This is a genomic window from Leisingera aquaemixtae, assembly GCF_001458395.1.
Taxonomy (GTDB): Bacteria; Pseudomonadota; Alphaproteobacteria; order Rhodobacterales; family Rhodobacteraceae; genus Leisingera; species Leisingera aquaemixtae.
Window position 1 is genome coordinate 239,003 of sequence record NZ_CYSR01000040.1, and the last position, 24,544, is coordinate 263,546.

At 65.1% G+C, this 24,544-nt stretch carries 27 protein-coding genes; 12 read left to right on the forward strand and 15 right to left on the reverse strand.

The window, feature by feature from the left end; genetic code table 11:
- Positions 1-110 precede the first annotated feature (110 nt).
- A complete protein-coding gene (locus tag PHA8399_RS22695) occupies positions 111-275 on the forward strand; it encodes a hypothetical protein (protein ID WP_167510246.1) in 165 nt (54 codons plus the stop codon).
- A gap of 447 nt (positions 276-722) precedes the next feature.
- Here the strand turns inward: PHA8399_RS22695 and PHA8399_RS21285 are convergent, their stop codons facing one another.
- The 4 genes from PHA8399_RS21285 to mazG form a co-directional block, all read right to left on the reverse strand.
- Positions 723-998 (reverse strand): glycine zipper 2TM domain-containing protein, encoded by a 276-nt coding sequence (locus PHA8399_RS21285; protein ID WP_058288076.1) that lies wholly within the window; start codon positions 996-998, stop codon positions 723-725.
- Positions 999-1,206: 208 nt separating this feature from the next.
- Positions 1,207-1,656 carry a GNAT family N-acetyltransferase gene (locus PHA8399_RS21290; RefSeq protein WP_058288077.1) on the reverse strand — a complete coding sequence of 150 codons (450 nt, stop codon included), beginning with the start codon at positions 1,654-1,656 and terminating at the stop codon, positions 1,207-1,209.
- Positions 1,653-2,594: a nucleoside hydrolase gene (locus PHA8399_RS21295; RefSeq protein ID WP_058288078.1), complete on the reverse strand. Its 942-nt coding sequence runs from the start codon at positions 2,592-2,594 to the stop codon at positions 1,653-1,655. Before PHA8399_RS21295 ends, PHA8399_RS21290 begins: the two co-directional genes overlap by 4 nt.
- Before the next feature lie 178 nt (positions 2,595-2,772).
- The gene (mazG, locus tag PHA8399_RS21300; RefSeq protein WP_058288079.1) at positions 2,773-3,588 is read right to left on the reverse strand and encodes a nucleoside triphosphate pyrophosphohydrolase; all 816 of its coding nucleotides are present in this window, start codon (positions 3,586-3,588) and stop codon (positions 2,773-2,775) included.
- Between the two features lie 63 nt (positions 3,589-3,651).
- Between mazG and PHA8399_RS21305 the strand changes: the two genes are divergently transcribed.
- From PHA8399_RS21305 to PHA8399_RS22490, 5 genes are all read left to right on the forward strand, one after another.
- Entirely contained in the window at positions 3,652-4,818 is a 1,167-nt protein-coding gene (locus PHA8399_RS21305) for a M20 aminoacylase family protein (RefSeq protein ID WP_058288080.1), read from the forward strand.
- Between the two features lie 78 nt (positions 4,819-4,896).
- Positions 4,897-5,865 carry an agmatinase gene (speB, locus tag PHA8399_RS21310; RefSeq protein ID WP_058288081.1) on the forward strand — a complete coding sequence of 323 codons (969 nt, stop codon included), beginning with the start codon at positions 4,897-4,899 and terminating at the stop codon, positions 5,863-5,865.
- The gene (speB, locus tag PHA8399_RS21315) at positions 5,858-6,805 is read left to right on the forward strand and encodes an agmatinase (protein ID WP_058288082.1); all 948 of its coding nucleotides are present in this window, start codon (positions 5,858-5,860) and stop codon (positions 6,803-6,805) included. Before speB (PHA8399_RS21310) ends, speB (PHA8399_RS21315) begins: the two co-directional genes overlap by 8 nt.
- Before the next feature lie 85 nt (positions 6,806-6,890).
- Complete coding sequence (locus PHA8399_RS21320) at positions 6,891-7,319, forward strand: DUF1499 domain-containing protein (protein WP_411352931.1); 429 nt, start codon at positions 6,891-6,893, stop codon at positions 7,317-7,319.
- 335 nt (positions 7,320-7,654) lie between these two features.
- Positions 7,655-8,059, forward strand: coding sequence for a hypothetical protein (locus PHA8399_RS22490; RefSeq protein WP_145977105.1), 405 nt, complete (start codon positions 7,655-7,657; stop codon positions 8,057-8,059).
- A gap of 221 nt (positions 8,060-8,280) precedes the next feature.
- On the opposite strand, the gene PHA8399_RS21325 is transcribed toward PHA8399_RS22490, so the two are convergent.
- Positions 8,281-8,580, reverse strand: a complete 300-nt coding sequence (locus PHA8399_RS21325) for a hypothetical protein (protein ID WP_058288084.1) — start codon at positions 8,578-8,580, stop codon at positions 8,281-8,283.
- 60 nt (positions 8,581-8,640) lie between these two features.
- Here PHA8399_RS21325 and prfA point away from each other — a divergent pair, with 60 nt between their 5' ends.
- The 3 genes from prfA (at position 8,641) to PHA8399_RS21340 (ending at position 11,448) form a co-directional block, all read left to right on the forward strand.
- Positions 8,641-9,696 carry a peptide chain release factor 1 gene (gene prfA / locus PHA8399_RS21330; protein ID WP_058288085.1) on the forward strand — a complete coding sequence of 352 codons (1,056 nt, stop codon included), beginning with the start codon at positions 8,641-8,643 and terminating at the stop codon, positions 9,694-9,696.
- A 2-nt stretch (positions 9,697-9,698) separates the two neighbouring features.
- Complete coding sequence (gene prmC / locus PHA8399_RS21335) at positions 9,699-10,550, forward strand: peptide chain release factor N(5)-glutamine methyltransferase (RefSeq protein WP_208764530.1); 852 nt, start codon at positions 9,699-9,701, stop codon at positions 10,548-10,550.
- A 214-nt stretch (positions 10,551-10,764) separates the two neighbouring features.
- On the forward strand, positions 10,765-11,448 hold the full coding sequence (locus tag PHA8399_RS21340; RefSeq protein WP_058288087.1) for a DUF4167 domain-containing protein: 684 nt from the start codon (positions 10,765-10,767) through the stop codon (positions 11,446-11,448).
- A 106-nt stretch (positions 11,449-11,554) separates the two neighbouring features.
- Here PHA8399_RS21340 and PHA8399_RS21345 read toward each other — a convergent pair whose 3' ends face one another.
- The 8 genes from PHA8399_RS21345 to lptF all read right to left on the reverse strand — a co-directional run bounded on the left by PHA8399_RS21345 (position 11,555) and on the right by lptF (position 20,538).
- Entirely contained in the window at positions 11,555-12,094 is a 540-nt protein-coding gene (locus PHA8399_RS21345) for a GNAT family N-acetyltransferase (protein ID WP_058288173.1), read from the reverse strand.
- Positions 12,095-12,191: 97 nt separating this feature from the next.
- Complete coding sequence (locus tag PHA8399_RS21350) at positions 12,192-12,977, reverse strand: pyridoxine 5'-phosphate synthase (RefSeq protein ID WP_058288088.1); 786 nt, start codon at positions 12,975-12,977, stop codon at positions 12,192-12,194.
- Positions 12,978-13,016: 39 nt separating this feature from the next.
- Positions 13,017-13,859: a 16S rRNA (adenine(1518)-N(6)/adenine(1519)-N(6))-dimethyltransferase RsmA gene (gene rsmA, locus PHA8399_RS21355; protein ID WP_058288089.1), complete on the reverse strand. Its 843-nt coding sequence runs from the start codon at positions 13,857-13,859 to the stop codon at positions 13,017-13,019.
- A gap of 84 nt (positions 13,860-13,943) precedes the next feature.
- Entirely contained in the window at positions 13,944-14,915 is a 972-nt protein-coding gene (pdxA, locus tag PHA8399_RS21360) for a 4-hydroxythreonine-4-phosphate dehydrogenase PdxA (RefSeq protein ID WP_058288090.1), read from the reverse strand.
- Positions 14,912-16,171, reverse strand: a complete 1,260-nt coding sequence (locus PHA8399_RS21365) for a peptidylprolyl isomerase (RefSeq protein WP_058288091.1) — start codon at positions 16,169-16,171, stop codon at positions 14,912-14,914. Before PHA8399_RS21365 ends, pdxA begins: the two co-directional genes overlap by 4 nt.
- Positions 16,156-18,336, reverse strand: coding sequence for an LPS-assembly protein LptD (locus PHA8399_RS21370; RefSeq protein ID WP_208856358.1), 2,181 nt, complete (start codon positions 18,334-18,336; stop codon positions 16,156-16,158). The genes PHA8399_RS21365 and PHA8399_RS21370 overlap by 16 nt, the downstream gene beginning before the upstream one ends.
- The gene (gene lptG / locus PHA8399_RS21375) at positions 18,320-19,423 is read right to left on the reverse strand and encodes an LPS export ABC transporter permease LptG (RefSeq protein WP_058288092.1); all 1,104 of its coding nucleotides are present in this window, start codon (positions 19,421-19,423) and stop codon (positions 18,320-18,322) included. The genes PHA8399_RS21370 and lptG overlap by 17 nt, the downstream gene beginning before the upstream one ends.
- A complete protein-coding gene (lptF, locus tag PHA8399_RS21380) occupies positions 19,420-20,538 on the reverse strand; it encodes an LPS export ABC transporter permease LptF (RefSeq protein ID WP_058288093.1) in 1,119 nt (372 codons plus the stop codon). The genes lptG and lptF overlap by 4 nt, the downstream gene beginning before the upstream one ends.
- A 202-nt stretch (positions 20,539-20,740) precedes the next feature.
- On the opposite strand from lptF, the gene PHA8399_RS21385 reads away from it, so the two are divergent.
- The 3 genes from PHA8399_RS21385 (at position 20,741) to PHA8399_RS21395 (ending at position 23,368) form a co-directional block, all read left to right on the forward strand.
- A complete protein-coding gene (locus tag PHA8399_RS21385; protein WP_058288094.1) occupies positions 20,741-22,216 on the forward strand; it encodes a leucyl aminopeptidase in 1,476 nt (491 codons plus the stop codon).
- Positions 22,217-22,222: 6 nt separating this feature from the next.
- Entirely contained in the window at positions 22,223-22,681 is a 459-nt protein-coding gene (locus PHA8399_RS21390) for a DNA polymerase III subunit chi (protein WP_058288095.1), read from the forward strand.
- Between the two features lie 135 nt (positions 22,682-22,816).
- Positions 22,817-23,368, forward strand: a complete 552-nt coding sequence (locus PHA8399_RS21395; RefSeq protein WP_058288096.1) for a CHAP domain-containing protein — start codon at positions 22,817-22,819, stop codon at positions 23,366-23,368.
- A gap of 19 nt (positions 23,369-23,387) precedes the next feature.
- Here PHA8399_RS21395 and PHA8399_RS21400 read toward each other — a convergent pair whose 3' ends face one another.
- Positions 23,388-23,804 carry a globin domain-containing protein gene (locus PHA8399_RS21400; RefSeq protein WP_058288097.1) on the reverse strand — a complete coding sequence of 139 codons (417 nt, stop codon included), beginning with the start codon at positions 23,802-23,804 and terminating at the stop codon, positions 23,388-23,390.
- Between the two features lie 117 nt (positions 23,805-23,921).
- Positions 23,922-24,503: a retropepsin-like aspartic protease family protein gene (locus tag PHA8399_RS21405; protein WP_058288098.1), complete on the reverse strand. Its 582-nt coding sequence runs from the start codon at positions 24,501-24,503 to the stop codon at positions 23,922-23,924.
- Positions 24,504-24,544 lie beyond the last annotated feature (41 nt).

Here is a 24,544-nt window from a genome sequence, read left to right on the forward strand (position 1 = left end):
GAGGGCAGCGGGGGCGCCGAAGTCATGACGGGACATTAACACGCATCAAGGACCGCGTTGCCGGAAACAGGCATTCTGGACCCGCACCACCCTTAGCGCAGGAGCCTGATATGACCCCCGTTCGCCTCATTTTGCTTGCTCTGATAAATCTGCCGCTGCTGCTTGCAGCGTGTACTGAGCCCGGCGCTTATCCCGTCAGCGGTGAGGAGTGCGGGCCGGATGATCCGGTGCTGGAGCTTGATGCAGCCGATTGCCCGGCGGGGTCGGCAATCTGATCCGCTTGCCGCGGCAGCTGCCCGCGTCCGGGCCTGAACGGTACAAAGCCGGGAGGGGCGGAAACCCTTCAAAAGCGCGCGTTTTCTGGCTTTTACCTTCCGGAAGCTGCATGTGTGGCCCGGATCACAGACGCTCACGCAGGCGTTACGGTATGGTGATCCTGCGCAGCGCAAGGGCGGTGCGGGAAAGGGGAACAGGCCATGAGGACGCGAATTCTGCGCACAGTGGCGATCTGTGCAATTCTTTCGGCAATAATCGGGTGCAGCGGGCCGGGGACTTATCCGTTCACCGGGCAGACCGCCTCGGCGGACGATCCGGTCAAACGGGTGAACCTCGGCGCGGAATTGCGCTGAAACCGGATGCGCGGCCAGACGTCAGGCCGCGTCCGGAGATCTGGCGCCCTGGCGGGGGAGGGCGCCAGATCAAGTTCACTTAACCAGGTTCACTTAACACGGGGCAGTGTAATAGGTGCCGTCGCCGCGGGAATAGGCGCATTGCTTGGTCTGGTTGTTCTGGGCAACCATAGTGCCTGCCGCTGCGCCGCCGAGGGCAGCGATCAGGCGCCAGTCGTCGTCGGCCTTGAGCGCGTCAGCCGCGATCAGGCCGGCTGCGGCGCCGCCTGCCACTCCGGCAACGGTGCGCTGTTCCGGGGTCAGGTTGGTGCAGGCGCCCAGGCCCAGTACGGCGCTGCTTGCGAGAGCAGGAATCCAGCGGAAAGTCATATTCTTCCTCCATTTTCATTGGTCCGGCCGGCCAGTTTAAGGGCCGCAGGTGGCACTATAACTCCCGCGGCTTCCATATGGTTCCGCAGTGTTGCGTGATTTTCCGGCTGCGGCGCTAATCCGCCCGCAAGGGGCTGCGGCGGCAGGCTTTTGCCGCAGCCACGGGCGCACCGGAGGCAGGCGCGCCAAACGGCGGCCGGGTGCAGCGCTACAGGGTTTTCGTCATCAGGATGCAGTTCCTGCGCGGCTGGAAGCGGGTGCGCAGATAGAGCCTCTGGGCGGTCTCGTTTTCGCGGTCGACCTCCAGATGCAGGGCGCGCACGCCCGCTGCTGCCAGTGATTTCGGCAGCTCGGTCAGGACCTCGGTGGCGATGCCGCGGCCGCGCACGGCGGGGCGGATGTAGAGTTCATCGACAAACCCGTCCATGCCGCCGAACTCCACCGACCAGCCGAAGGTGATCACGATGTAGCCGATCGGCGCGCGGGTGGGGCCGATCAGGTAGACCGCGCCGTAAGGGTGGCCGTTCAGGAGCGGATCAATCCCGGCGCGGCGGTGCGTGTCGCTGCTCTCCAGCCCGGATTCGGCGTGGAAGGCGGCAACCAGCGCCAGCACCGTGTCGAGGTGTTCGGGCTTGGCGAGGTGCAGGGCGGCGCTCATAGGCGGGCCAGCCTTTCGGTCAGGAGTGTGAAAAAGCCGTCGGCGTCGGCATCGCCGATGAACAGGGCATTGGGTGTGCGGTCCGTGACGCCCCACCAGTCGGCCACCGTCATGCCGAGGGTCAGGCTGGAGGATGTTTCGATTTCGACGTTCACATGGCGGCCGGAGAACAGCTCAGGCTTGAGCAGCCAGGCGATGACGCAGGGGTCATGCAGCGGGCCGCCCTCGGAGCCGTATTTCTCCATGTCGAAGCGCTCGAAGAAGTCGAGCATCTCGGCGGTGAAGCGGCCAACGCGGGTATTGAGGGCGCGGATCGCCTCGACACGCGGTTTGGTGGCCAGCACCTTATGCGTCACATCCAGCGGCATCACGGTGATCGGGGCGCCGGATCTGAACACGATTTCAGCGGCTTCGGGGTCGGCGTAGATGTTGAATTCTGCCGCCGGGGTGATGTTTCCGACTTCGAAATAGGCGCCGCCCATCATCACGATTTCCTGCACCCGCTCGATGATGTCGGGGGCGGTGTTGAAGGCGGCGGCGATGTTGGTGAGCGGGCCCAGGGTGCACAGCGTGACGGTGCCCGGCTCCTGCGCGCGCAGGGTGGCGATGATGAAATCCACCCCGTGACCCTCTGCCAGCGGCATCTGCGGCTCCCACAGCTTTGGCCCGTCAAGGCCGGTCTGGCCGTGCACATGCTCAGCCGTGATCAGCGGCCGGGCAAGCGGCGCCTTGCTGCCTGCGTAGACGGGCACATCGGTGCGGCTCGCGGCCTCGCAGGTGATGCGGGCGTTCTTGCTGGTGAGTGGCAGCGGCACATTGCCGGCAACGCAGGTGATACCGAGCAAATCCAGATCCTCTGGACTGGCCAGCGCCAGCAGGATGGCGACCGCATCATCCTGGCCGGGATCTGTGTCGATGATGATTTTCCTGGCGCTCATTGCGGTCTCCGTAAATCGTGAGCCACGAGACTACGCGCAGTTCGGACGGGATTGAACCGCCGACTGGCGGGGCCGCGCAAATTTCCGGAGATTTCCCGCGACGGAAACGTGCGGTCCGCCCGGCGGCAGGGCGCCGGAATTTGAGTATTTATAGAAAGATGAAGCAGAAGGCGCGCGCTCAGGCGCGCTCGTCTGCCTTCACCGCGTCCCAAAGCGCATCCATTTCGGCCAAGTCGCTGTCTTCGGGGCGTTTGCCGCGGGCGGCGAGCTTGGCCTCGACGCCCTCGAACCGGCGGGTGAACTTGGCGTTGGCGGCGCGCAGGGCGGCTTCGGGCTCGACCCCCAGGTGGCGGCCCAGGTTGGCCATCACGAACAAAAGGTCGCCGAATTCCTCCTCGACCTCGGCGTGGGAGAGGGTGTCGCGGGCTTCCACCAGTTCGGCGCATTCTTCGGTGATCTTGGCGATGACATTGGCTGCTGACGGCCAGTCGAAACCGACACGGGCGGCGCGTTTCTGCAGCTTGTAGGCGCGCAGCAGGGCGGGCAGGCCGATGGCGACCCCGTCCAGCGTGCCTTTCTGCTCCTTGCCTGCGCGCTCCGCGGCCTTGATCGCTTCCCAGTCGAGGGTCTGCTGTTCGGCGGATTTATCGCGGCTTTCCTCCCCGAACACATGCGGGTGGCGGGAGACCATCTTGTCCGACATCGTCCGCACCACGTCCTGAAAGGTGAAGTGGCCGGCCTCCTCGGCCATCCGGGCGTGGAAGACGGACTGGAACAAGAGGTCGCCCAGTTCCCCCTTCAGCTCATCCCAGGCTTCGCGCTCAATCGCGTCGGCAACTTCATACGCTTCTTCAATGGTATAGGGGGCGATGCTGGCAAAATCCTGTTCGATGTCCCAGGGGCAGCCGGTTTGCGGATCACGGAGCCGCGCCATGATTTCCAGGAGGCGCTCGATGCCCGCGGACTGGTCGTGGATCAGGTCTGTTTCTTGCATTGCGGCTGCTCTTTTTCCGGTGTCAGATGCATCATCCCGAGTCTGGAGCAGGAGTCCACCCCAATGCCCGTTGTGAACCGTATTGCCGATTACGCCGAGGAGATGAAGGCCTGGCGGCGGTATCTGCACCAGATCCCGGAGCTGGCACTGGACCTGCCCAAGACGGCCGCCTTTGTGGCGGAGCGGCTGCGGGAGTTCGGGGTGGATGAACTGCACGAAGGCATCGCGCAGACCGGCATGGTGGCGATCATCAACGGGCAGGGGGAAGGACCAACGATAGGGCTGCGTGCTGACATGGACGCGCTGCCGATCCCGGAAGAGACCGGGGCGGACTACGCCTCAGGCCATGCGGGCAACATGCATGCCTGCGGCCATGACGGCCATACCGCGATGCTGATGGGGGCGGCGAAGTACCTGGCGGAGACGCGGAACTTCAGGGGCCGGGTGGCGCTGATCTTTCAGCCTGCGGAGGAAGCCATCGGCGGCGCCCGCATCATGGTCGAGGAAGGCATCATGGAGCGGTTCGATATCGGCGAGGTCTATGCGCTGCACAATGCGCCGGGCCTGCCGGAGGGGCATTTCCTGACCACGCCGGGGGCGCTGATGGCGGCAACGGATGAGTTCCGTATTCATATCAAGGGCGCGGGCGGCCATGCGGCGATGCCGCATGAGACCCGCGATCCGGTGATGGCGGCCTGCGGCATGGCGCAGGCGATCCAGACCATTGTCAGCCGCAACCATCACGCGCTGCAGGATCTGGTGGTCTCTGTCACCCAGATCCACACCGGCACCACCGACAACGTGGTGCCCGATACCGCCTATATCAACGGCACGGTGCGCAGCTTTGACCCTGCCGTGCAGAAGATGGTGATGCGGCGGATGAAGGAGATCGTTGCGGGGCAGGCGGCGAGCTATGGGGTGGAGGCGGAACTGGACTATGAAACCGGCTACCCGGCGACCTACAACGATGCGGAAAAGACTGCCTTTGCGGTGGAGGTCGCCAGGGAGATCTCCGGCGCGGGCAATGTCGAGGCCGAGGGCGGCCGCGAGATGGGGGCGGAGGATTTTGCCTATATGCTGCAGGTGCGCCCGGGCTCCTACCTGTTTCTGGGGCAGGGCGACAGTGCCGGGCTGCATCATCCGAAGTACGATTTCAACGATGACATCGCGCCGGTGGGGGCATCCTTCTTTGCCCGGCTGGTGGAGCGTGCGCAGCCGCTTGGCGGGTAAGGCCCGCCGCAGGTGACAGCGGCCGGCGCAGCCGGTATCTGATCAGAAACGGAAGCCGTATCAAAGGGACGCAGAGCCATGGCACTGGAAGACGCGAAACATATGATCGACCACGCCTTCACCCGCGAGGATCTTAAGGGGCTGAGTTTCGAGATCACCTTTGGCGGCGCCACGTCTTTCCTGCGCCGCAAGTATACCAAGGATCTGACCGGCGTGGACATTGCCGTCACCGGCGTGCCCTTTGACCAGGCGGTGACCAACCGGCCCGGCACGCGGCTGGGGCCGCGGGCGATCCGCGAGGCCTCTGCCCTGCAAAGCCCGGATGAGCCCTATGGCTGGCCGCATAAGCCGCTGAGCACGCTGGCGATTGCGGATTACGGCGATCTGGCCTTTGACCATGCCAATGTGCCGGAATTCCCGGCAGCGCTGACGGAGCATATCCGGGGCATTCTGGCCGCGGATACGTCCTCGGTCGTGCTGGGCGGCGATCACTATATCAGCTTTCCGGTCCTGAAGGCCTATGCCGAGAAGTACGGCCCGATCTCGCTGTTGCAGTTCGACGCCCACACCGACACCTGGCCGGATGACAACATGGAGCGGGTGGATCATGGCACCATGTTCTATAAGGCCGTGAAAACGGGGATTGTGGATCCCAAAACCTCGGTTCAGGTGGGGATCCGCACCACCAATGAGGACACGCTGGGCGTCAATATCATCGACGCCCCCACCGTGCATGAAATCGGCCCGGTGGAGACCGCGCGGCGGATCAAGGAGATCCTGGGGGACAGGCCAACTTATCTGACCTTTGACATCGACTGCCTGGACCCCGCCTATGCGCCCGGCACCGGCACGCCGGTCTGGGGCGGGTTGAGCTCGGCGCAGGTGGCGCGCATCCTGCGCGGGATTGCCGGCATCAATATCAAGGGCGGTGACGTGGTGGAGGTCTCTCCCCCCTTTGACACAACCGGTGCAACTGCTATTGCCGGGGCACATGTGGCGACGGAGATCATCTGCCTTCTGGGCTGGAACATGAGAGACAATGACTGACTTCAATCAACCGATCAGCGGAAATGACCTGGCCCGGTTCTCGGGACCGAACACCTTTATGCGGCTGCCGCAGGCCACCTCGCTGGACGGCTTGGATGTTGCGGTTCTGGGGGTTCCGATGGATATCGGCACCTCCTGGCGGTCCGGAACCCGGTTCGGCCCCAAGCAGATCCGCGCCGAAAGCGCGATGCTGCGGCCCTATAACATGGCCACCGGCGCGGCGCCGTTCGACAGTCTGAACATAGCCGATATAGGCGATCTGGCGATCAACACCTTCTCGCTGCCGGATTCGCTCAGAATCATCCAGGACAGCTATGAGGCGATCCTGTCGGGCGCGGTGATCCCGGTGGCGATGGGCGGCGATCATTCGATCACGCTGCCGATCCTGCGCGCCATTGCCAAGAAATACGGTCCCGTGGCGCTGGTGCATGTGGATGCCCATGCCGATGTGAACGACGAGATGTTCGGCGAGCGCGAGACCCATGGCACCGTGTTCCGCCGCGCCTATGAGGAAGGGCTGATTGTTCCGGACAAGACCTATCAGATCGGTATCCGCGGCACCGGCTATGCCGCCACCGATTTTTCCGAGGCGCAGAGCTGGGGCTTCCAGCATTTCCCGGCGCAGGAATTGTGGAACCGGCCGCTGCACCAGATGGGTGCGGAAATTCGCCGCGATATCGGCAATAGGCCGGTCTATGTGAGCTATGATATTGATAGCCTTGACCCGGCCTATGCGCCGGGCACCGGCACGCCGGAAATCGGCGGGCTGACAACGCCGCAGGCGCTGGAACTGATCCGGGCGCTGAAGGGGGTCAATATCGTCGGCTGCGACATGGTAGAGGTGTCGCCGCCTTACGATCCCTCTGGCAACACCGCTTTGGTGGCCGCAAACCTGCTCTATGAGCTGTTGTGCGTGCTGCCGGGCGTGGCAACGAGATAAGCGGTCCGGCCTCACGGAACAGGCCGGGGGAGGGCCGCGCAGGGAGGAGGCAAGGCTTGACCTTGAAACCGCATTGAGGCGGCTGATGCTGCTGGGCTGGCTGCTGCTGGCCGCCGTTGTCGCCGGGCTGGGGTTCATCCGCCTGGCGCCAAGCGATCCGCTGGACTGGAACACCCAGCCGGAGTTCACCGAGGACAAGGAGTTCCGCGGCGGCGTGTTCCGGGTGGTCAGAACCGGGCCGGACGGGCTGGAGCGGTTCCACCGCATCGCCAGCCATGCCCCGCGCACCAGCGTGCTGGCGGGCGGCCCGGACGACGGCATGGTGACCTATATCACCCGCACCCAGGTGCTGGGATTTCCCGATTACACCACCGCGGCGCAGGACGGCGATCTGTTGAAGGTCTACGCCCGGCTGCGGTTCGGCCGCTCCGATCTGGGCGCCAACAGGGAGCGGATCAACGGCTGGCTGGCGGAGATGGACGGGGCCTCGCAGGAAGCCTCCGCCGGGCAATAGCGGCGCGGGGCGCTCCCGCCTGCTCGCGGGCTTTTGAAAAAGCCCCTCGCAGTTGGGCCGGGCGCCGCGCTGGGCGCGGCGCGGGCTCTTCCGCCTCTGGCGGCAGAGCCTGTGGGTTTTGCTGAGAGGCGCTTCAGGGGTGGGCTGCGCGTAAAGACGCCATACAGGTTGTGTTAGTTTCTGCCGCGTCAAGGGCAAGCCGCGCTGAAGTGCGGTGGCTGCGCCACCCTTGACCAGTCGTGGTGTCTGTAGAATGTGATGCGTGGCATCTTCTGAGTTGGATGCTTGCCGAATGCGCTGACCAACAACGCTATTTTTGATCAAGGAAGTCATTTATGACCGTGAATTTCACCAAGTCTGTTCTGTCACTGATGTGCTGTGCGCTTCTCGCAGCCTGCGGCGGCGCGCCCGCCAGCAATGAAATGCAATTCGACAATGATGGGAATGGCCGGTTCAGTGGCAGTGCCGGTGCCGACTGGACAGCTCAGGAGATCAGAACACACGCCTCTGGTGCGGTATGCGGCAATGGACCTGTTGCGGAATTCAATGTGAGGGCGTTGCCGACTGCACCGGGTTACAAAATTTTCTCCGGTTCTTGCGCAAACGGCGGGGGGAGCTTCCCCGTGGCAGGCGGAGGGCAGGATTACATCGTCACCGCGCAGCCCGTCCAGGCGGCGCCGGTGGTGGCGACGGCGCGGAACAGTCCGGCTTGGGACGGCTCCACCCCGTTTGTGGATTGATGGCGCAGGCATCCCTTCCGTGTGCCAGAGCGCGAGGGCGGTCATGAGGCCCTCCCTCGTGATTTCAACAAAGATGACCTGCCGCGCTGTTATTTGTTCAAGCGTGGCTGCGGCCCCGGGTGAGGGAAAAAGAATGCCCGGGCTGCCAAGCTCAACGAAGGCGTCTTTGCTGGACATCTGCATGCACGTTCGAGGGGCTGCGAAACAGTCGACGGGGCGGCTTAGAGGTGAGGCAGCTCTGACGGGGCTGCTGAAGAACCGGCGGTTGCCCCCAGCGACGCCGACAGGCAACTGCTTTGCACCTCGCGCCACATCGGCACGTTCAGCGACATCTGGCATTGCGCCATGAACATGCGGCCGTCGACTTGCAGGCAGCGCAGCTCTCCCAGCTCAACCCGGGCGCCGGATTTGTCGGTGCAATAGCAGTCTATGGTCTTGCCGCCTGGCGCCTTCACGTCCGCCAGTCCCAGCTCAGGCAGGGTGAGGAGGATTGTGGCAATAAGGACTCTGGCATGTCGCATGGCTCTAGCATATCACATGGGGGTCACTTGGCCAAAACATGAACAACAATAGGCGCGCCCATGGTTCCCGAAGAACGGCTGGAACAGATCCTGCAGCGGTTTCAGTATCTTGAAGCCGCAATGGCAGATGGCGCCGGCGGCGGGGACATTGCGGCACTTGCCAAGGAATATTCCGACCTGCGCCCGGTGGCGGAGCAGGTGACGGCCTACCGCAAGCTGCAAAGCGATCTGCAGGAGGCCGAGCTGATGCTGGCGGATCCGGATATGAAGGATCTGGCAGCGGAAGAGATTCCGGCGCTGAAGGCGGCGATCCCGGAGGCCGAGCATGCGCTGCAGCTGGCCTTGCTGCCCAAGGACGCCGCCGACAGCCGTCCGGCGATGCTGGAGATCCGTCCCGGCACGGGGGGCGATGAGGCGGCCTTGTTCGCAGGCGATTTGCTGCGCATGTACCAGCGCTATGCCGAAGGGCAGGGCTGGAAATTCGACATCATCGAAGAGCAGATGACCGAACTGGGCGGCATCAAGGAAGTGGTCGCGCATATCAAGGGCGAAAATGTTTTTGCCCGGCTGAAGTACGAATCCGGTGTGCACCGGGTGCAGCGGGTGCCCGCGACCGAGAGCGGCGGGCGCATCCATACGTCGGCGGCGACAGTGGCGGTGCTGCCGGAGGCGGAGGATGTGGACATTCACATCGACGCCAACGACATCCGCATCGACACCATGCGGGCCTCGGGCGCAGGCGGGCAGCATGTGAACACCACCGACTCGGCGGTGCGGATCACCCACCTGCCGACGGGGCTTATCGTGACCTCGTCTGAAAAGTCCCAGCACCGCAACCGCGAGATAGCCATGCAAGTGCTGAAGACCCGGCTGTATGACCTGGAACGGCAGCGGATCGACAGCGAACGCTCGGCGGACCGGGCGAGCCAGGTGGGCTCGGGCGACCGCTCGGAGCGGATCCGCACCTACAACTTTCCGCAAGGCAGGATGACCGACCACCGCATCAACCTGACGCTTTACAAGCTGGATCAGGTGATGGGCGGCGATCTGGATGAGATTATCGACGCGCTGACGGCGGACAATCAGGCCCGGCTCTTGGCCGAGATGGGGCAGTGAGCATGGCAGAGACCGCGGCACAGGCGATGGCGGCTGCAACGGCGCGGCTGCGGGCGGCAGGGGTGCCGGATCCGGCGCGGGATGCACGGGTGCTGCTGGCCCATGCGGCCCGCATCGAGGCCAGCCGGGTGACGCTGATCGCGCCGGAGGAGCTGGCGCCGGAGGTGGCCGAGCGCTATGAGCAGCTGATTGCGCTGCGGGCGGTGCGGGTGCCGGTCTCGCATCTGATCGGCGAGCGGGAGTTTTACGGCCGCCGCTTCAAGGTGTCGCGCGATGTTCTGGACCCGCGGCCCGAGACCGAGATACTGGTCGAGGCGGCGCTGGCAGAGCCTTACAGCCGGGTTCTGGACCTTGGCGTCGGCTCCGGCTGCATTCTGGTGACGCTTCTGGCCGAGCGGCAGGAGGCGACTGGGCTGGGGGTGGATATCAGCGAGGCGGCCTGCCTGCAGGCCAGCGCCAACGCGGTGCTGCACCGGGTTCAGGCGCGGGCCGATATCCGGCAATCCGACTGGTTTGAGGCGGTTGAAGGACAGTTCGACCTGATCGTCTCGAACCCGCCCTATATCGCGCTGGACGAGATGGAAGGCCTGTCGGCGGAGGTACGCGGGCATGAGCCCGGTATTGCGCTGACCGATGGCGGCGACGGGCTGGGGGCCTACCGGCGGATCGCCGCGCAAGTGGCCGGGCATCTGGCGCCAGGCGGGCGGGTGCTGCTGGAAATCGGGCCGTCGCAAGGCCAGGCGGTCAGCGCGCTGCTGGAAGAGGCCGGTCTGAGCGGCATTGCCGTGCTGCAGGATCTGGACGGGCGCGACCGGGTGGTGCGGGCGCATTCCAGCGTAAAGAGCGGCGTTTGACACGGAAATTCGCGAATTCGAAAGAAAAAACACAGAAAATACCATTGTGCCCCTTGTCTGGGGCTGCGGAAAATGGTTACTCAGAAGGAGCCGCTTTAGGAGAAAGCTCTCGAAGCCTTCCCGCGGCATCAAGCCCAAAAAAGCTTATGATCCGGCGTTGAGGCGCGCACGATATGGGTCTACGGCGCATTAACTCAAGGCTTACGTTAGGCATATGAGATCGTCCAAATCACGTTCACGTTCCAAGTCGAACCGGAACCGTCCCAATGGCGCCAATGTTGTCAACCGCGTGTTCGACAGCTCCGGTCCCGAAGGCAAGGTGCGCGGAACGCCCCAGCAGATCATCGACAAATACAATCAACTGGCCCGCGATGCGCAGCTGAGCAATGACCGGGTTGCCGCTGAGAACTTTCAGCAGCACGCCGAGCATTACCTGCGCATGCTGAATGAAGCACAGCGCGAGATCGAGGCGCGCCGCGAGGAGCAGGAGCGGCAGAACCGTGAACGCCAGGCCGAGCGCGACCGCGAGCGGGCCGAACGGCTGGAGCGCCAGGAGCGTGAGGCCGCATCGGCTGCTCCGTCGGCAGACCCGGCCGGCAGCCCGCAGCCCGAGGTGATCGACCCGCGCGGCGATAACGGCAACGGCGCTGACAGCGGTCTTGTCGAGACACCGGAAAGCCAGTCGGCACCTTCGGATGCTGCGGCTGAGGCCGCGCCGAAAAAGGCCCCGGCCCGCAAGCCGCGGACCCGCAAGCCGGCATCCAAAGGGGATGACACGGCAGAGGCCAGCGACGGCGGCGGCGATGCGGAGGCAAAACCCGCGCCGAAGAAAACCAGCCGCCCGCGCGCGAAGCCGAAGCCCAAGACCGAAGACGGCCCGGCTGAAGCTGCTGAATAAGCGGCGCAAAACCAGAACAGCGAAGGACCCCCGGTGCCGATGGCGCCAGGGGTCTTTGTTTTGGTGAGCGGCTGTTGCGGGAGAAATCCCAGTTTTGCAGCTTGGGCTACCAGTAGTCCGGGTTGTTAAGGGCCTCGATGCAGGATGACGGGCCGCGCAGGGGCGCAAGCTCTGCGCCGCTGAGCGGTTGCGCCAGCCATCCCTCCGGGAAGCGCAGCGGCAAGGGGGCCGCGGCCTGCGCCTCGGTTATCTGGCGGAACCCGGTCTTGCCGTAATAGGCGGGATCGCCGTAGGTGACGGCAACGTCCACGCCGTGTTCGCGGATCCTGCTCAGCCCGTGTTTGAGCAGCGCTTGCCCGATCCCCTGCCTTTGCCGGCTGGGCGATACGGCAACCGGCGACAGGAGGAAGACCGTGCGGCTGTCCTGATCATAGCGCAGCCGCGAGAACATGATGCAGCCGGTAAGCGTGCTGCCGTCCCAGGCCGAAAAGACAAACAGGTCCTGATCCGGCGTTTTGGCGAAGATATCGCGGACCAGGCCCGCGATCAGGCCGCCTTCGGCTTCGCCCTCCGATGCGGTAAAGGCCGCACGGAAAAGACCGATGATTTCGCGGGTGTGGCCGCGGTATTCTGATAAAAACTCCATCCGCCGCTCCTGCATTTGCTGGCTGGCTGTTGCAGGCAGCATAAGGCAGCCGGGGGGCGTGCCGTCAAGATCCGCACCGGCTTGGACCGCCGGGCGGTTACGCCGCCTGGCCCAGCACCCGCAGGTAGCGGCGGACCGCCTCCGGAAAGCCCAGCATGAGCGCATCTGCGGTGATTGCGTGGCCGATGGAGACTTCGGCCAGATCCGGGATGGCCTGGCGCAGGGCGGGCAGGTTGTCCATGGTCAGGTCGTGGCCGGCATTCATCATCAGCGCAGGGCTGGCGCCCGCCGTGCCAAGCTGGCGGGCGGCGTCGGCGGTGGCCTTGATCCTGGCCAGTTCCCGGCCGGTGGCGTCCGGGCTGGTCTGATTGGCGTAAGGCCCGGTGTAGAATTCGATCCGGTCCGCGCCTGCCTGCTGCGCCAGCGCGGGGTCCGCCGGGTTGGCGTCCACGAAATAGGAGACCCGGATGCCCGCGGCCTTGAACTCCTGCGCGACGGGCAAAAGCATCCCGCCATCGGCAGCAAAGTCCCAGCCGTGGTCGGAAGTGGACTGTTCGGGCGTGTCGGGCACCAGCGTCACCTGATGCGGTTTGTTCTCCAGCACCAGGTCGATGAAATGGCGGGTCGGGTAGCCTTCGATGTTGAACTCCGCCTGCGGGAACTCCTCTGCGATCAGGCGGGAAAGGTTCGGCAGGTCCGAAAACCGGATATGGCGCTCATCCGGGCGCGGATGCACGGTGATGCCATGGGCGCCGGCCTGCAGGATGGCGCGGGCGATGTCGGTCAGGTTGGGCCAGGGCACCTCGCGCCGGTTGCGCAGATAGGCAACCGCGTTGACGTTCACGGACAGCAGGGTCGGGCGGGAGGAAACCGGTTGGGTCATCGGGGAATCTGGCTCCGGCAAAGACTTCGGGGATAGGGCTCAGGCCTTGGCCAGCTCGCGGGCCAGCGCGCAGAAGGCCTCAAGGCTGACCTGTTCCGCGCGCTCGGTCGGCGGGATGCCGGCGGCGGTCAGATGCGCCTCTATGTCGGGGGAGATCCCCTTGAGCGAGGCGCGCAGCATCTTGCGGCGCTGGTTGAAGGCGGCAGCCACCACCCGCGACAGGATCGCGGCATCGGCCGGGAAGCGCGGCTCGGGCAGGGCGTCGAGATGCACCACCGCGCTGGAGACCTTGGGCGGCGGTGTGAACGCGCCGGGCGGCAGCGACAGCACGATGCGGGCTTCGGCGCGCCATTGGGCCAGAATCGCCAGGCGGCCATAGGCCTTGGAGCCGGGCTGAGCCACGATGCGCTCGGCCACCTCGCGCTGGAACATCAGGGTGAGGCTTTCCCAGAAGGGCGGCCATTCCTTGGGCGTCAGCCAGCGCACCAGGAGTTCGGTGCCGACGTTGTAGGGCAGGTTGGCCGCGATGCGGATCGGCGGCGTCAGATATTCGAGCGGGTCGATCTCCAGCGCGTCGCCGTTGATCACTTCGAACCGGCCCGGGTAGGCGTCCGCGATTTCCTGCAGCGCCGGCAGGCAGCGGCTGTCCTTCTCCACCGCCAGCACCCGGCGGGCGCCCTCGGCCAGCAGTCCGCGGGTGAGGCCGCCGGGGCCGGGGCCGATCTCCAGCACGTCGCAGCCGGTGAGGTCGCCGGCCTGGCGGGCGATCTTGGCGGTCAGGTTCAGATCGAGCAGGAAGTTCTGGCCCAATGACTTGCGCGCGGACAGCTGATGCGTCGCGATCACCTCGCGCAAGGGGGGAAGGCTGTCGATAGCGCTCATGTCATCTGGACCTTGGGACAGGGCGCGGGCGGCGCGCCGGAACTTTCATGCCTCCGGCGGGGATATTTCCCGCCAGAAGAAGAATCAAGGGCTGGCGGCCATGCGCTGCGCCAGCTTTAGGGCTTCGATCAGGCTGGCCGGGCTGGCCTGGCCGGTGCCTGCGATGTCGAAGGCGGTGCCGTGGTCGGGCGAGGTGCGAATGAAGGGCAGGCCTAGGGTCACGTTGACGCCGCGGTCGAAGTCGAGCGTCTTGATCGGGATCAGCGCCTGGTCGTGGTACATGCAGACCGCCGCGTCATAGCGGGCGCGGGCGGCGGCGTGGAACAAGGTGTCGGCCGGGTGCGGGCCGGTGACCGCCAGCCCCTCGTCCTGCATCCCGCTGATCAGGCCGTTGATCCAGTCCAGCTCCTCGGTCCCCATGGCGCCGCCTTCGCCCGCGTGCGGGTTCAGTCCCGCGACGGCGATGCGGGGGGACGCGATGCCGAATTGATCGCGCAGCCCGGCGGCGGTGATTTCGATGGTTTCGCGCAGCAGGCCCGGGGTCAGCACCTTGGGCACGTCCGCAAGCGCGATGTGGATGGTGGCAGGCACCACCCGCAGCTGTTCGCTGGCCAGCATCATCACCACGCGGTCGCGGCCTGCGAGGGCGGCAAGAAATTCGGTATGTCCGGGGTAGGCAAAGCCTGCGCCGTCGATCAGCGCCTTCTTGTGGATGGGAGCGGTGCAGACCGCGGAGGCCTCACCCTGCTGGACCAGCCGGACGGCGGTTTCGATGGACTGGATCACACCGGCCGCGTTGGCCGGGTCGGCGGTGCCCTTCACGGTATTGCCGCCAAAGGCGAGGGGCAGCACCGGAAAGCGGTCTGCGCAGGCGGCTGCGGCCTCTGCCGGGGCGGTAATTTCCCGGATCGGAGTGCCGGCGGGCAGGTGGCGCGGGTCGCCGATCCAGAAGAACGGGCAGGCGGCGCGCAGGGCGTCCCAGGCCTTGACGGCGATCTCCGGGCCGATGCCTGCGGGCTCGCCGCAGCTGAGCGCAATGGGCCCGGGCCGGTTCATTTGATGTCGATCCGCGCATCCGCGCGCAGCTGCTCCAGGTAGCTGTCGACCAGCGAAGTCAACCGCTGCCCCGTAAGCGCATTCGCCACGGTTTCGCGGTTTGCGCCCTCGCCAAGGTCGGCGGTGCGGCCGCAGAGCATCAGTACCATCAGGGTCTGGCCGTTGTTGCGGGTCAGCGCGGTGGAGGTCTCGCCCGGGTCCAGCTTGGCCAGCTCCAGCGCGATATCGCTGGGGATCTCCGCGGGCGGCAGGCTTTCGACCGCCAGAACAGACGGATCCTGCCCTTGCGCCAGGCCATAGAAGTCCTCGCAGGTGTCGACGCTGTTCACCACCTGCTGCGCGGCGGCCAGAGCTTCGGGCGTGCGCCCGCCGGGCAGGAAATAGGTGGCATATTCAATGGCGGAGAAGCGCGGGGCCGCGCCCTCCACCTCGCGCAGGCCGCGCATCTGGAACAGCGCCACCGCGCCCTGCAGCGGCAGCGGCTCGGACACTTCGCCCGGCTGCAGCGCCAGCACAACCTCTTGCAACTGCGGCGGCAGCTTGGTCAGCGGCATCCAGGGCAGGCGGCCGCCATCGCCGCGGCTGCCTGCCGCCGAATACTGGGCGGCGGCGGCTGAGAAGCTGTCATAGCCCTTGAGCTTGGCGACCTGCTCCACCAGTTCTTCGACCTGGGCGGCGTTCTGGTCGTTGAGCGGCACGATGAATTCGCTCAGCAGAACCTGGACGCTGCCGGTGCCGGCGGTGCCCATGGCGCGGTCGATTTCCTCTGGTGTGGGCCGGGCGCGGGAGAGGAAGCGGGCGCGCGTGTATTCGCGCCAGCCAAGCCCGACCTTGGTGAAATCGCGCAGCGTCTGCGGCGCAACGCCCTGCTGCTGCAATACGGTCAGAAACTCGTTGAGCGACAGGTTGGCGCGCCCGGCCAGTTCTTCCATGCCCGCGGTGATGTCTTCTTCGCTCAGCTCAATTCCGGCCTGCTTCAGCACCATCAGCTTGAGCCGGTCATTGATCAGCTCCTCGCGGGCGGTTTCCAGCGGATCGCCCGGAACCCGCAGCGCGGCCTGGAAGCGTGCGCGCTGGTCCAGCTCATACCGGGTGATGACCTGATCATTCACGGTGATGGCCGGAGCAAAAAGGTTCTGTGCGCCCGCGGGCAGGCCGCTCCAGGCGAGCCCTGCGGCCAGCGCCAGCGCGGCCGCAGTTCTGAGAGCACGGGAAAGGAAGGGAGCCGGGAACCGGGTATTCACGTCTTGCTGCATGACCGCCTGTACTGTTTGCTGCCGCTTTTTACGGAAAATCCGCTCAGCGAGATGGTAAAGCCGAAATCCGTTGTCGGCTCAACACTTGTTGTTGAGGTATAGCGGCGGTTGACCGAAACGTCGACCGTCACGCATTCGTTGCTGTAGGCCACGCCAAGGCCCGCGCGGGTGGCCTGGGCGCCGGCGATGTCATAACGCAGCCGGGCACTGGCAGACCAGTTGGGGTTGATGTCGTAGCGTCCGTCCACCCACAGTTCCGAGCTTTCCTCGTCCCGGTCTTCATCCGGGTCGGTGCCCAGCCACAGGTAGGTGCCGGCAAGGCTGGAGCGGCTGGTGTGCCATTCACCGCGGAGCTCCGCCTTGGAGAAGTTGAGCGAACCGTTCAGCAGGCCGCGGGTGGAGATCGCCAGGCTGTCGCCGTATTTGATCTGGCCCGCCAGCAGGATATCCGATGTGCTGCCGCCCAGGCCCGAGCTTTTGGTGAAGCGGTCGTCACCGTCGCTGCGCAGCACTTGGCCCGCGGTGGCGTAGGCCTGCCAGCCGGTGGGCGCATAGCGGGCCCAGTTGGCGCCGTAGACCAGGGTCAGCCCGTCTTCGCGGGCGTCGTTTGCAGGGAAGCGCGACAGTGACAGCAGGTTGCCCTGATCGAATTCGACAAAGCGGCTTTCCTCGCTGACCACGTTGCCGCCGCCCTCGTCGCGCCAGCCCAGCTGCAGGATCGGCTCCAGGTACTGGCTGGCGCCGCCGGCTTCGCGGCGGATCATCGGCAGGCGCAGGGTAAGCGCGCTGCGCGGGGTGAGGCGGGTGACTTCTTCGGTGAAGACAGCGTCGTCGTAGGCGCGGAAGGCGTCGCCGGCGGCACCGATCTCCCATTCCGCGAGGATGCCGTAGCCCAGGCGCCAGCTGCGGCGCCAGTCGAGGTCAGCGGTCAGCCGGGACAGGTCGCGGCCGTTACTGAATTCTTCATCACCTTCGATGCTGGAGCTGCGGTGGTGGCCGTGGCCCTGCAGCGTCAGCCGCAGCTCGCCGCCGGTGAGGGCCGGGAAATAGCGGGTCTGGTAAAAGGCTTCGGCGATGCCGGAGGGGATATCGCTCTGCTCCTCGCTGTCGCGCAGGGTCTTGTAATGGGTGAACGAGGTGCGGAACAGGCTGTCGCGCTTGGACCGGGTCAGTACCGCCTCGGACCGCAGGCGGTCCAGATCGGGCAGGCCGTAGTCCGCGACATAGGCGTCGTCCGAGACCGCCTTAACGTCGAAGGTGAAGCGGAAATCGCGCGGCAGGTCGAACTGGCCCTCGCCGAAGACATAACCGCGGTCCTCACCGGAGAACAGGTCGTCGCGGGTATAGGCGGCATTGAATTCGATCCTGCCGCGGCGGAACGCCTGGCGGTAGCGTATATCCAGCGTCTGGGTGCTGGAGGAGATATAAGGGGCCAGCGTCAAATCGCGGTGGGGACCCAGCGTGAAGAAATACGGCACCTTGATCCCGGTGCCCAGGTTCGAGGTGGAGCGCACCGAGGGCACCAGGAACCCGCTGGCGCGTTCCAGCGAGGGATCCGGCAGGCGGATCGCCGGGAAGTAGAACACCGGCACATCCAGCACCCTGAGCTGGGCGCTTTCGAAATACAGCTGGCGTTCCTGCTGGTCGTGGATCACCCGCTCAGCCCGGATCTGCCAGAGCGGCGGGCGGCCGTCGTCGCAGACATGGCAGGAGGTGACGGCGGTTTTGTAGAGCTGGGTGTAGCGGCCGCTGACCCGGGTCATCTGCAGCGAAGCCAGCTGCAGCTGCTGCTGGAACACCATGCGGGCGCCGGTCAGCAGGCCGTTGCGCAGGTCGCGGTCCAGCTCGGCAGCATTGGCCAGGATGGTGATGCCGCCATTCTGGTCGATCCGGATCGGGCCTTCGATCTGCAGCGTGCCGTTGGTTTGGTCAAAGGTGATCTTGCGGGCGCGCAGCCGGATATTGCCTTGAAATGCCTCGACGTTGCCTTCGGCGACCAGGGTGCGGTCCGGGGTGATGAAGACCTGATCTGCCACCAGCATCGCAGGCTGCGCCGGATCGGGCGGCGCCGCGGTCTGCGCCTGCAGGGCAGGGGCTGTCAGCGCCAGCCACGGCAGCACGGCGGAAAGAAGCAGCGCCCGGCGCAGGTTACCCGTCTTCGGCATGGAGAAGCAGTCCCAAGGTCAACAATATTGCAGCAGCGGGCGGCGCCCAGGCGGCCAGGGCCACCGGGATTTGCCCGTTCTCGCCAAGGATTTGCGCGAAATTGCGGATGAAATAAAGCCCAAAACCCAGCAGCACCGCCATCAGCACCGCCAGGCCGGTGCCGCCAAAGCGGGCGTGCCGCATGGTGAAGGAGGCGCCGACCAGCACCATGGCGATCAGGAACAGCGGCCGGGCCAGTTCTGCCTGATAGCGCACTTCATAGCGCTTGGTGGTGAAGCCCGCGGCAGACAGCTCGCGGATGGTGGCGGGCAGGTCGTAGATCGAAATACCGCTGGCGGTGCCCAGCGTGTCGCGGATGCGGTCGGTGGTCAGCGTCGTGGGCAGCTGCAGCTCGTCATGCGAAGCGGCGCCGGCTTCCGGGTTAATGCCGGCCGTTAGCGGCCAGGATTTGGCATTGGTCAGGATCCAGTTGCTGCCGTCCAGCCGGGCGCTTTTGGCGATGATGCGGCGCACCGGTCCGCCGGCGGTGCTGTAGGCATGGATCGACACGTCATGAAGGGTGATGTCGGCGGCATCACCGCTGTAGCCCTTGGCGTGAATGACCGACTGGCCGCGGGCGCCGCCCTGGCGCAGCCACAGGCCCTCGCCGCTGAGCGACAGCGCAGAGGGGCCGCCATTGTGATAGGTTTCGGCCAGATCCTGGTAACGGTTGGCAGTGGCCGCCGCGATCGGGTTCAGCATGGTGACAGCCAGAACTCCGATCCCTGCCGCCGCCAGCACCGGCGCCGCCAGCGCCCGGATGCCGGAGCGGCCAATGGCGCGGGTCACCACCAGTTCGCTGCTGCGGGCCAGGCCGACAAACAGCACGATGGTGGTCAGGATCATGATCAGCGGCAGGAACTCACTGAGCGCGGCCGGGATGTTCAGCAGGCTGAGGCCAACCAGCTGCGGCAGGCCGAGGCTGGCCCCTTCGAAGCGGCGGATCTGCTCGTTCAGGTCGATCAGAATGACCAGCGTCATCAGAACCGCGCAGATCACCAGGAACCATTGCAGGAAGCGGCGCGCGTAATAGAGATCCAGCTTCATGCGGAGACCTCCTGCCGGATGCGCTTGGGCCGCGAGGCCAGGATCAGAAAGATCAGCGCCACGCCCAGACCCAGCAGGGTGGGCAGGTAGATCAGCGGCCACAGGCCGGGGTTGTCCAGCACCGGTTCCGACACCACGCCGCGCAGGCCTTCGACAAAGATCAACACGACAAAGGCAAGGAAGGCCTGCCGCCAGACGCCGAAGCGGGAGAACGTGCCCAGCATCAGCGCCGAAAATCCGATCAGGGCCACGGCCACGCACACCAGCGCGCGGGCAAAGCGCAGGTGCAGCTCCTCCGCCTGGGCACCGGCGGAATAGCCGTCAGTGCGGGTCACAGTCTCTGTGCCGGTCATCAGCTCCAGGCTGGGGATGGAGCGGATGTTGCGGGCCGGGTTCTCAGCTTTGCGCGCCAGGGCGCTGATATCGTATGAGAAATCAGAAAAGAACGTGGTCGACATCCGCTGCGTCTTGTGGTCCAGCCGCTGCGCCATGCCCTCTACCATGATCAGATGCGCGCTGCCTTCGTCGCGCACCAGAAAGGCGCGGGCGCCGGTATAGGTGACGGTTACCGCCGGGTCGCGGCGGTCCGACAGGAACACGTCGTTCAGGGTGCCGTCGGGGTCAATCTGGCGGATGTAGAAGGTGACGCCTTCGGCGGGATGCAGGAAGTCCCCCTCGCTCAGCAGCTTGGCGGTGATGTTGCGGGACACCTCGCTCTCGCGCTCTTCCAGCTGGTTGATCGAGGCGGGCAGCAGGTAATGGGTCAGCGCCGACATCATCAGCGCTGTGATGATGCCAAAGGCCAGCGCAGGCCTGGCCATCTGCCAGGGGCTGGTGCCGGTGGCGCGCAGCACGGTCAGCTCGCTCTCGCTGTTCAGCCTGTTGGTGACCCAGACCGCGGCGCCGAAGGTGGCGATCGGCAGCACCATGCGGATCAGGTTCGGCAGGGTGAGCGCGGTGAATTCCAGGAACACCAGGGCCGACTGCCCGTTGCCGATCAGCGTGTCAAACAGCACAACCGCCCGGTTGACCCAGAACACGGCCACCAGAATCAGGGCAAAGAAGCCGAAGAAGAGCAGATACTGTGACAGCACATATCTGTCGTAGCGTGACACCCGATCCCCCCAGACCTTGCCGTTGTTATTTTCCCGGACCTTAGTGGATTTGATTGGCGGGGAAAACTGCATTCTCGCAAGGCAGCAGGATCGGCGGCGGATTGCAGATAACCGGACTGAACGGCCAGGTCTGGCCAAGCGCCGCTGCGCAGGATACCTCTTGAGCCAACAATCAGGTGATACCAGCAGGAGTTCGCAACAAATGAGCAGTCTTACCCCGATCCGTTTTGCCGAATACGACCCCAAAGCGCTGGCAGAGATGACCGGCCGCGTGGCGGTGATGGTCACGCTGGAGGGCAGCATGGATCAGGCGGCGCGCAGCGCCAACCGGCTCAGCAAAGGCGCCATTGCCCGGCTGATCGGGTCCGAGGGGTTCAAGAAGGCGAAGTCCGGCGACGTGATCTCTGTGAGCTGGCCTGCGGGGATGCAGGCGGAGGCGCTGGACGTGCTGGTGCTGCCGCGCAAGCTGACGCCGGTGGAGGCGCGCAAGGCAGGCGCCAATCTGGCCAAAGGGGCCGCGGGCAAGCGTCTGACGGTGATGGCTGGCGGCATGAACAAGGCCGCCGATCTGACCCAGGGCATTGCGCTGCGGGACTATGAGTTCGACAATCACAAATCGCCGAAAGACGACAAGCCAAAGGGCGAGGTGGTGATCGCCTGCAAGGCGCCTTCGGAGCTGGAAGCCGCCTGCGCGCCGCTGCTGGCGGTGGCCGAGGGCGTTCATATGACCCGCGATTTGATCAATGAGCCGGCCAATGTGCTGACCACCACGGAATTCGCCCGCCGCATCGAGGAAATGAAGGGGATCGGCCTGGAGGTCGAGATCCTGGAAGAAGCGGATCTGGAGAAGCTGGGCATGCGCACGCTGTTGAGTGTCGGGCAGGGGTCCGACAGCCCCTCCAAGGTGGCGGTGATGCACTGGAAGGGCGGCGCCAAGGATGCCGCGCTGCTGGCGCTGGTCGGCAAGGGCGTTGTGTTCGACACTGGCGGCATTTCCCTGAAGCCCGCGGCCGGCATGGAAGAGATGACCATGGACATGGGCGGCGCGGGTGTCGTGACCGGGACCATGAAGGCGCTGGCGCTGCGCAAGGCCAAGGCCAATGTGGTGGGCCTCGTCGGGCTGGTGGAGAACATGCCGTCGGGCAACGCCATCCGCCCGGGCGATGTGGTGAAGTCGATGAAGGGCGACACGGTGGAGATCATCAACACCGACGCCGAAGGCCGTTTGGTGCTGTGTGATGTGCTGTGGTACGCGCAGGAGCGGTTCAAGCCAGCGGGCGTCATTGACCTGGCAACGCTGACCGGTGCCATCATCATCGGTTTGGGGCATGAGAATGCCGGCGTGTTCTCCAACGACGACGGCCTTTGCAATGCCTTTCTCAAGGCCGCCGGCGCCGAGGATGAGGGCGCTTGGCGGATGCCCTTGGGCAAGGCCTATGACGAGCAGCTGAAATCGCGCATCGCCGACATGAAGAACGTGGGCGGGCGGCCCGCGGGCTCAATCACCGCGGCGCAGTTCCTTCAGCGCTTCATCAAGGACGGCATGCCCTGGATTCATCTGGACATTGCGGGCGTCGCCTCGGTGAAGACGGATACCGCTTACGCGCCCAAAGGCGCCACCGGCTGGGGCGTGATGGCGCTGAACCGCTTGGTCGCGGATAAGTTCGAGGCGGAATAAACACTTATGGGGGCTGCCTATTTCTATCATCTGACCCGCAGGCCGCTGGAGGAGACCTTGCCGGTCCTTCTGGACAAGGCGCGCGGGGCGGGCTGGCGCATTGCGGTGCGCGGGCGCGATCCCGAACGCATGGCCTGGCTGGATGACCGTTTGTGGCAGGGGCCGGAGGAAAGCTTCCCTGCCCACGGCCTGGCGGGCGGCCCCCATGATGCGCTGCAGCCGGTCCTGCTGACGGCAGGGCCGGAGGCCGCCAATTCACCCGATTGCGTGATGGCTGTGGATGGCGCCGCCGTCACCGCGGAAGAGGTGCAGGCGCTGCAGCGGGTCTGCATCCTGTTTGACGGCACCGATCCGGAGGCCGTGCAGCACGCCCGCACCCAGTGGAAAAGCCTGACAGACGCCGGCTGCTCTGCCCAGTACTGGTCCGAGGAAAGCGGGCGCTGGGAAAAGAAGGCAGAAAAATAGGCTGCCCCGCCCCGCAGATCGGCAGGTTTCCGCCAGTTCCCGTCAGTTTTATTTCAATTGTGCAGGAAATGCTCGCGCGACTGCGGTTCGCGCATTAATCCTCCCCGTCAAAAGATCCAGACATTGGGGGGACAGATGATTTCGAAGCGTGTGTTTCTGCGGCCGCGGCTGCTGCCTGTTGTTGGGGCGGCACTGCTGGTGCTGGCAAATTGCGGCGCTCCCCAGGGCGGGTCTGTCGGCCGGGCCGAGGTCGACGCCGAGCGTCTGGACTTTGCGGTTCAGGAAGTCCGCTCCCTGCGGTCCAAGGGCAAGCGGGTGTGGTGCGTGCCGTTTGCGCGCAACGCCAGCGGCATCGAGATTTACGGCAATGCCAAGACCTGGTGGTCACAGGCCAATGGTCAGTTCAGCCGCGGGAAGCAGCCGCTGCCCGGCGCGGTGATGGCCTTTCAGGCGACCCGCTCAAACCCGCTGGGCCATGTTGCGGTGGTGTCCAAGGTCGAAGATTCCCGCCGGATCGAGGTCAATCATGCCAATTGGCACCGCAACAAGGTGTCGCTGGGCATGGCGGTGATAGATGTGTCGGCCGCCAATGACTGGTCCGTTGTGCGGCTGGAAAGCAATCCGGGCGCATTCGGGCGCGTGTACCCCATCCTTGGCTTCATCTCGCCGCAGCCCGGCGCCGGGTGAGGCATGAGGCGAGCAGTTGTCAGCTGTTCTGAATGCCGCCGCGCTGGATCATCCGGGCGGAAATCTCCTCAAAGGCCCTGCGCCACAGCGCTTCGAGCTCGGGGGTGAACTCTTCTCCCAGCGCGTTGCGCAGGGAGTCGACCAGTGCTTCCTCCATGGGGGCAAAATGAGAGGTGTGGACGCCGAGGCTTGCGTGTCTTTTGCCGAGTTCCTGAAAGTGCGGGTCGACGGCGGATTCATCGTCAAGCTTGGCAAGAATGACGCCCAGCGTTGTCATGAACTTCATGCCCTGGCCTTCCAGATCCTCCCGGAAAAGCTGCCGCAGCTCAGGCGCGTGCCGGAACAGCGCGTCATAGAAAAACGCGGGATCCCTGACGGCCTCGTCCTTCAGCTTGCTGTAGCTTTCTGTCAGTTGTTTCAGTTCTGCATCTGTCACGGGGATATCAAGCTCCTTTCTGGTGTGTCAGTCGCCATCCAGCTTAGGAGCGATTGAGCCGGAATTCCTTGATCCGGCTCAATAACCTGAATTGAGGAGCTGTGCCGCCAGCAGCGGTTACCGCGTCAGGACCAGGGCGCCATTGCGGATCTCGATGCTGGACCAGCGCTGCAAGTAGCCCATCCCAAGCAGCGACTGGTCAAGCGCCCCCTTGTTGACCCAGACACGCACGCCGGTGTCGGTTATGCCGCCCAGCGACATTTCATCAATCCAGACAGAGGCGGTGCGCACTTCGCCATTGGCGGTTTGGGCGCGGCCGAGATAGGCGAGGTTTCCGGTATCAATCCCGGCCCGCCGGGCGTCGCTTTCGTTCAGCACGACCTGGCTGGCGCCGGTGTCCACCAGAAACTCGATCGGGGTGCCGTTCACGTCCAGTGTCAGGTAGTAGTGCCCGTCGCGCGCGCGCGGCACCTCGACCCGGCCGCCATCCACCGCCACGTTCTGCTGCGGGCGCACGGTCTGGCGGATGTCCTGCCACAGCCCGTAAGAGGCGATGACGCCGAGGAAAATGAAGCCCCAGACGGCAAACATCTGCAGCGTTTTGCCCAGGCTTTCGCGGTTTTGCACGAAGACCCAAGAGCCAACCGCCACCAGCAGGATCGCCAGATAGATGAACCGCCCGATCTCATAGTCGCCCATTTACGCACCTCCTGAACAGAATGTAGGCGGGCCAGGGCGGT

Bases quoted from the DNA above. Each gene is read 5' to 3' on its own strand.
- PHA8399_RS22695 (WP_167510246.1), top strand. From the start codon at position 111: ATGACCCCCGTTCGCCTCATTTTGCTTGCTCTGATAAATCTGCCGCTG.
- PHA8399_RS21285 (WP_058288076.1), bottom strand. From the start codon at position 998: ATGACTTTCCGCTGGATTCCTGCTCTCGCAAGCAGCGCCGTACTGGGC.
- PHA8399_RS21290 (WP_058288077.1), bottom strand. From the start codon at position 1,656: ATGAGCGCCGCCCTGCACCTCGCCAAGCCCGAACACCTCGACACGGTG.
- PHA8399_RS21295 (WP_058288078.1), bottom strand. From the start codon at position 2,594: ATGAGCGCCAGGAAAATCATCATCGACACAGATCCCGGCCAGGATGAT.
- mazG (WP_058288079.1), bottom strand. From the start codon at position 3,588: ATGCAAGAAACAGACCTGATCCACGACCAGTCCGCGGGCATCGAGCGC.
- PHA8399_RS21305 (WP_058288080.1), top strand. From the start codon at position 3,652: ATGCCCGTTGTGAACCGTATTGCCGATTACGCCGAGGAGATGAAGGCC.
- speB (WP_058288081.1), top strand. From the start codon at position 4,897: ATGGCACTGGAAGACGCGAAACATATGATCGACCACGCCTTCACCCGC.
- speB (WP_058288082.1), top strand. From the start codon at position 5,858: ATGACTGACTTCAATCAACCGATCAGCGGAAATGACCTGGCCCGGTTC.
- PHA8399_RS21320 (WP_411352931.1), top strand. From the start codon at position 6,891: ATGCTGCTGGGCTGGCTGCTGCTGGCCGCCGTTGTCGCCGGGCTGGGG.
- PHA8399_RS22490 (WP_145977105.1), top strand. From the start codon at position 7,655: ATGACCGTGAATTTCACCAAGTCTGTTCTGTCACTGATGTGCTGTGCG.
- PHA8399_RS21325 (WP_058288084.1), bottom strand. From the start codon at position 8,580: ATGCGACATGCCAGAGTCCTTATTGCCACAATCCTCCTCACCCTGCCT.
- prfA (WP_058288085.1), top strand. From the start codon at position 8,641: ATGGTTCCCGAAGAACGGCTGGAACAGATCCTGCAGCGGTTTCAGTAT.
- prmC (WP_208764530.1), top strand. From the start codon at position 9,699: ATGGCAGAGACCGCGGCACAGGCGATGGCGGCTGCAACGGCGCGGCTG.
- PHA8399_RS21340 (WP_058288087.1), top strand. From the start codon at position 10,765: ATGAGATCGTCCAAATCACGTTCACGTTCCAAGTCGAACCGGAACCGT.
- PHA8399_RS21345 (WP_058288173.1), bottom strand. From the start codon at position 12,094: ATGGAGTTTTTATCAGAATACCGCGGCCACACCCGCGAAATCATCGGT.
- PHA8399_RS21350 (WP_058288088.1), bottom strand. From the start codon at position 12,977: ATGACCCAACCGGTTTCCTCCCGCCCGACCCTGCTGTCCGTGAACGTC.
- rsmA (WP_058288089.1), bottom strand. From the start codon at position 13,859: ATGAGCGCTATCGACAGCCTTCCCCCCTTGCGCGAGGTGATCGCGACG.
- pdxA (WP_058288090.1), bottom strand. From the start codon at position 14,915: ATGAACCGGCCCGGGCCCATTGCGCTCAGCTGCGGCGAGCCCGCAGGC.
- PHA8399_RS21365 (WP_058288091.1), bottom strand. From the start codon at position 16,171: ATGCAGCAAGACGTGAATACCCGGTTCCCGGCTCCCTTCCTTTCCCGT.
- PHA8399_RS21370 (WP_208856358.1), bottom strand. From the start codon at position 18,336: ATGCCGAAGACGGGTAACCTGCGCCGGGCGCTGCTTCTTTCCGCCGTG.
- lptG (WP_058288092.1), bottom strand. From the start codon at position 19,423: ATGAAGCTGGATCTCTATTACGCGCGCCGCTTCCTGCAATGGTTCCTG.
- PHA8399_RS21385 (WP_058288094.1), top strand. From the start codon at position 20,741: ATGAGCAGTCTTACCCCGATCCGTTTTGCCGAATACGACCCCAAAGCG.
- PHA8399_RS21390 (WP_058288095.1), top strand. From the start codon at position 22,223: ATGGGGGCTGCCTATTTCTATCATCTGACCCGCAGGCCGCTGGAGGAG.
- PHA8399_RS21395 (WP_058288096.1), top strand. From the start codon at position 22,817: ATGATTTCGAAGCGTGTGTTTCTGCGGCCGCGGCTGCTGCCTGTTGTT.
- PHA8399_RS21405 (WP_058288098.1), bottom strand. From the start codon at position 24,503: ATGGGCGACTATGAGATCGGGCGGTTCATCTATCTGGCGATCCTGCTG.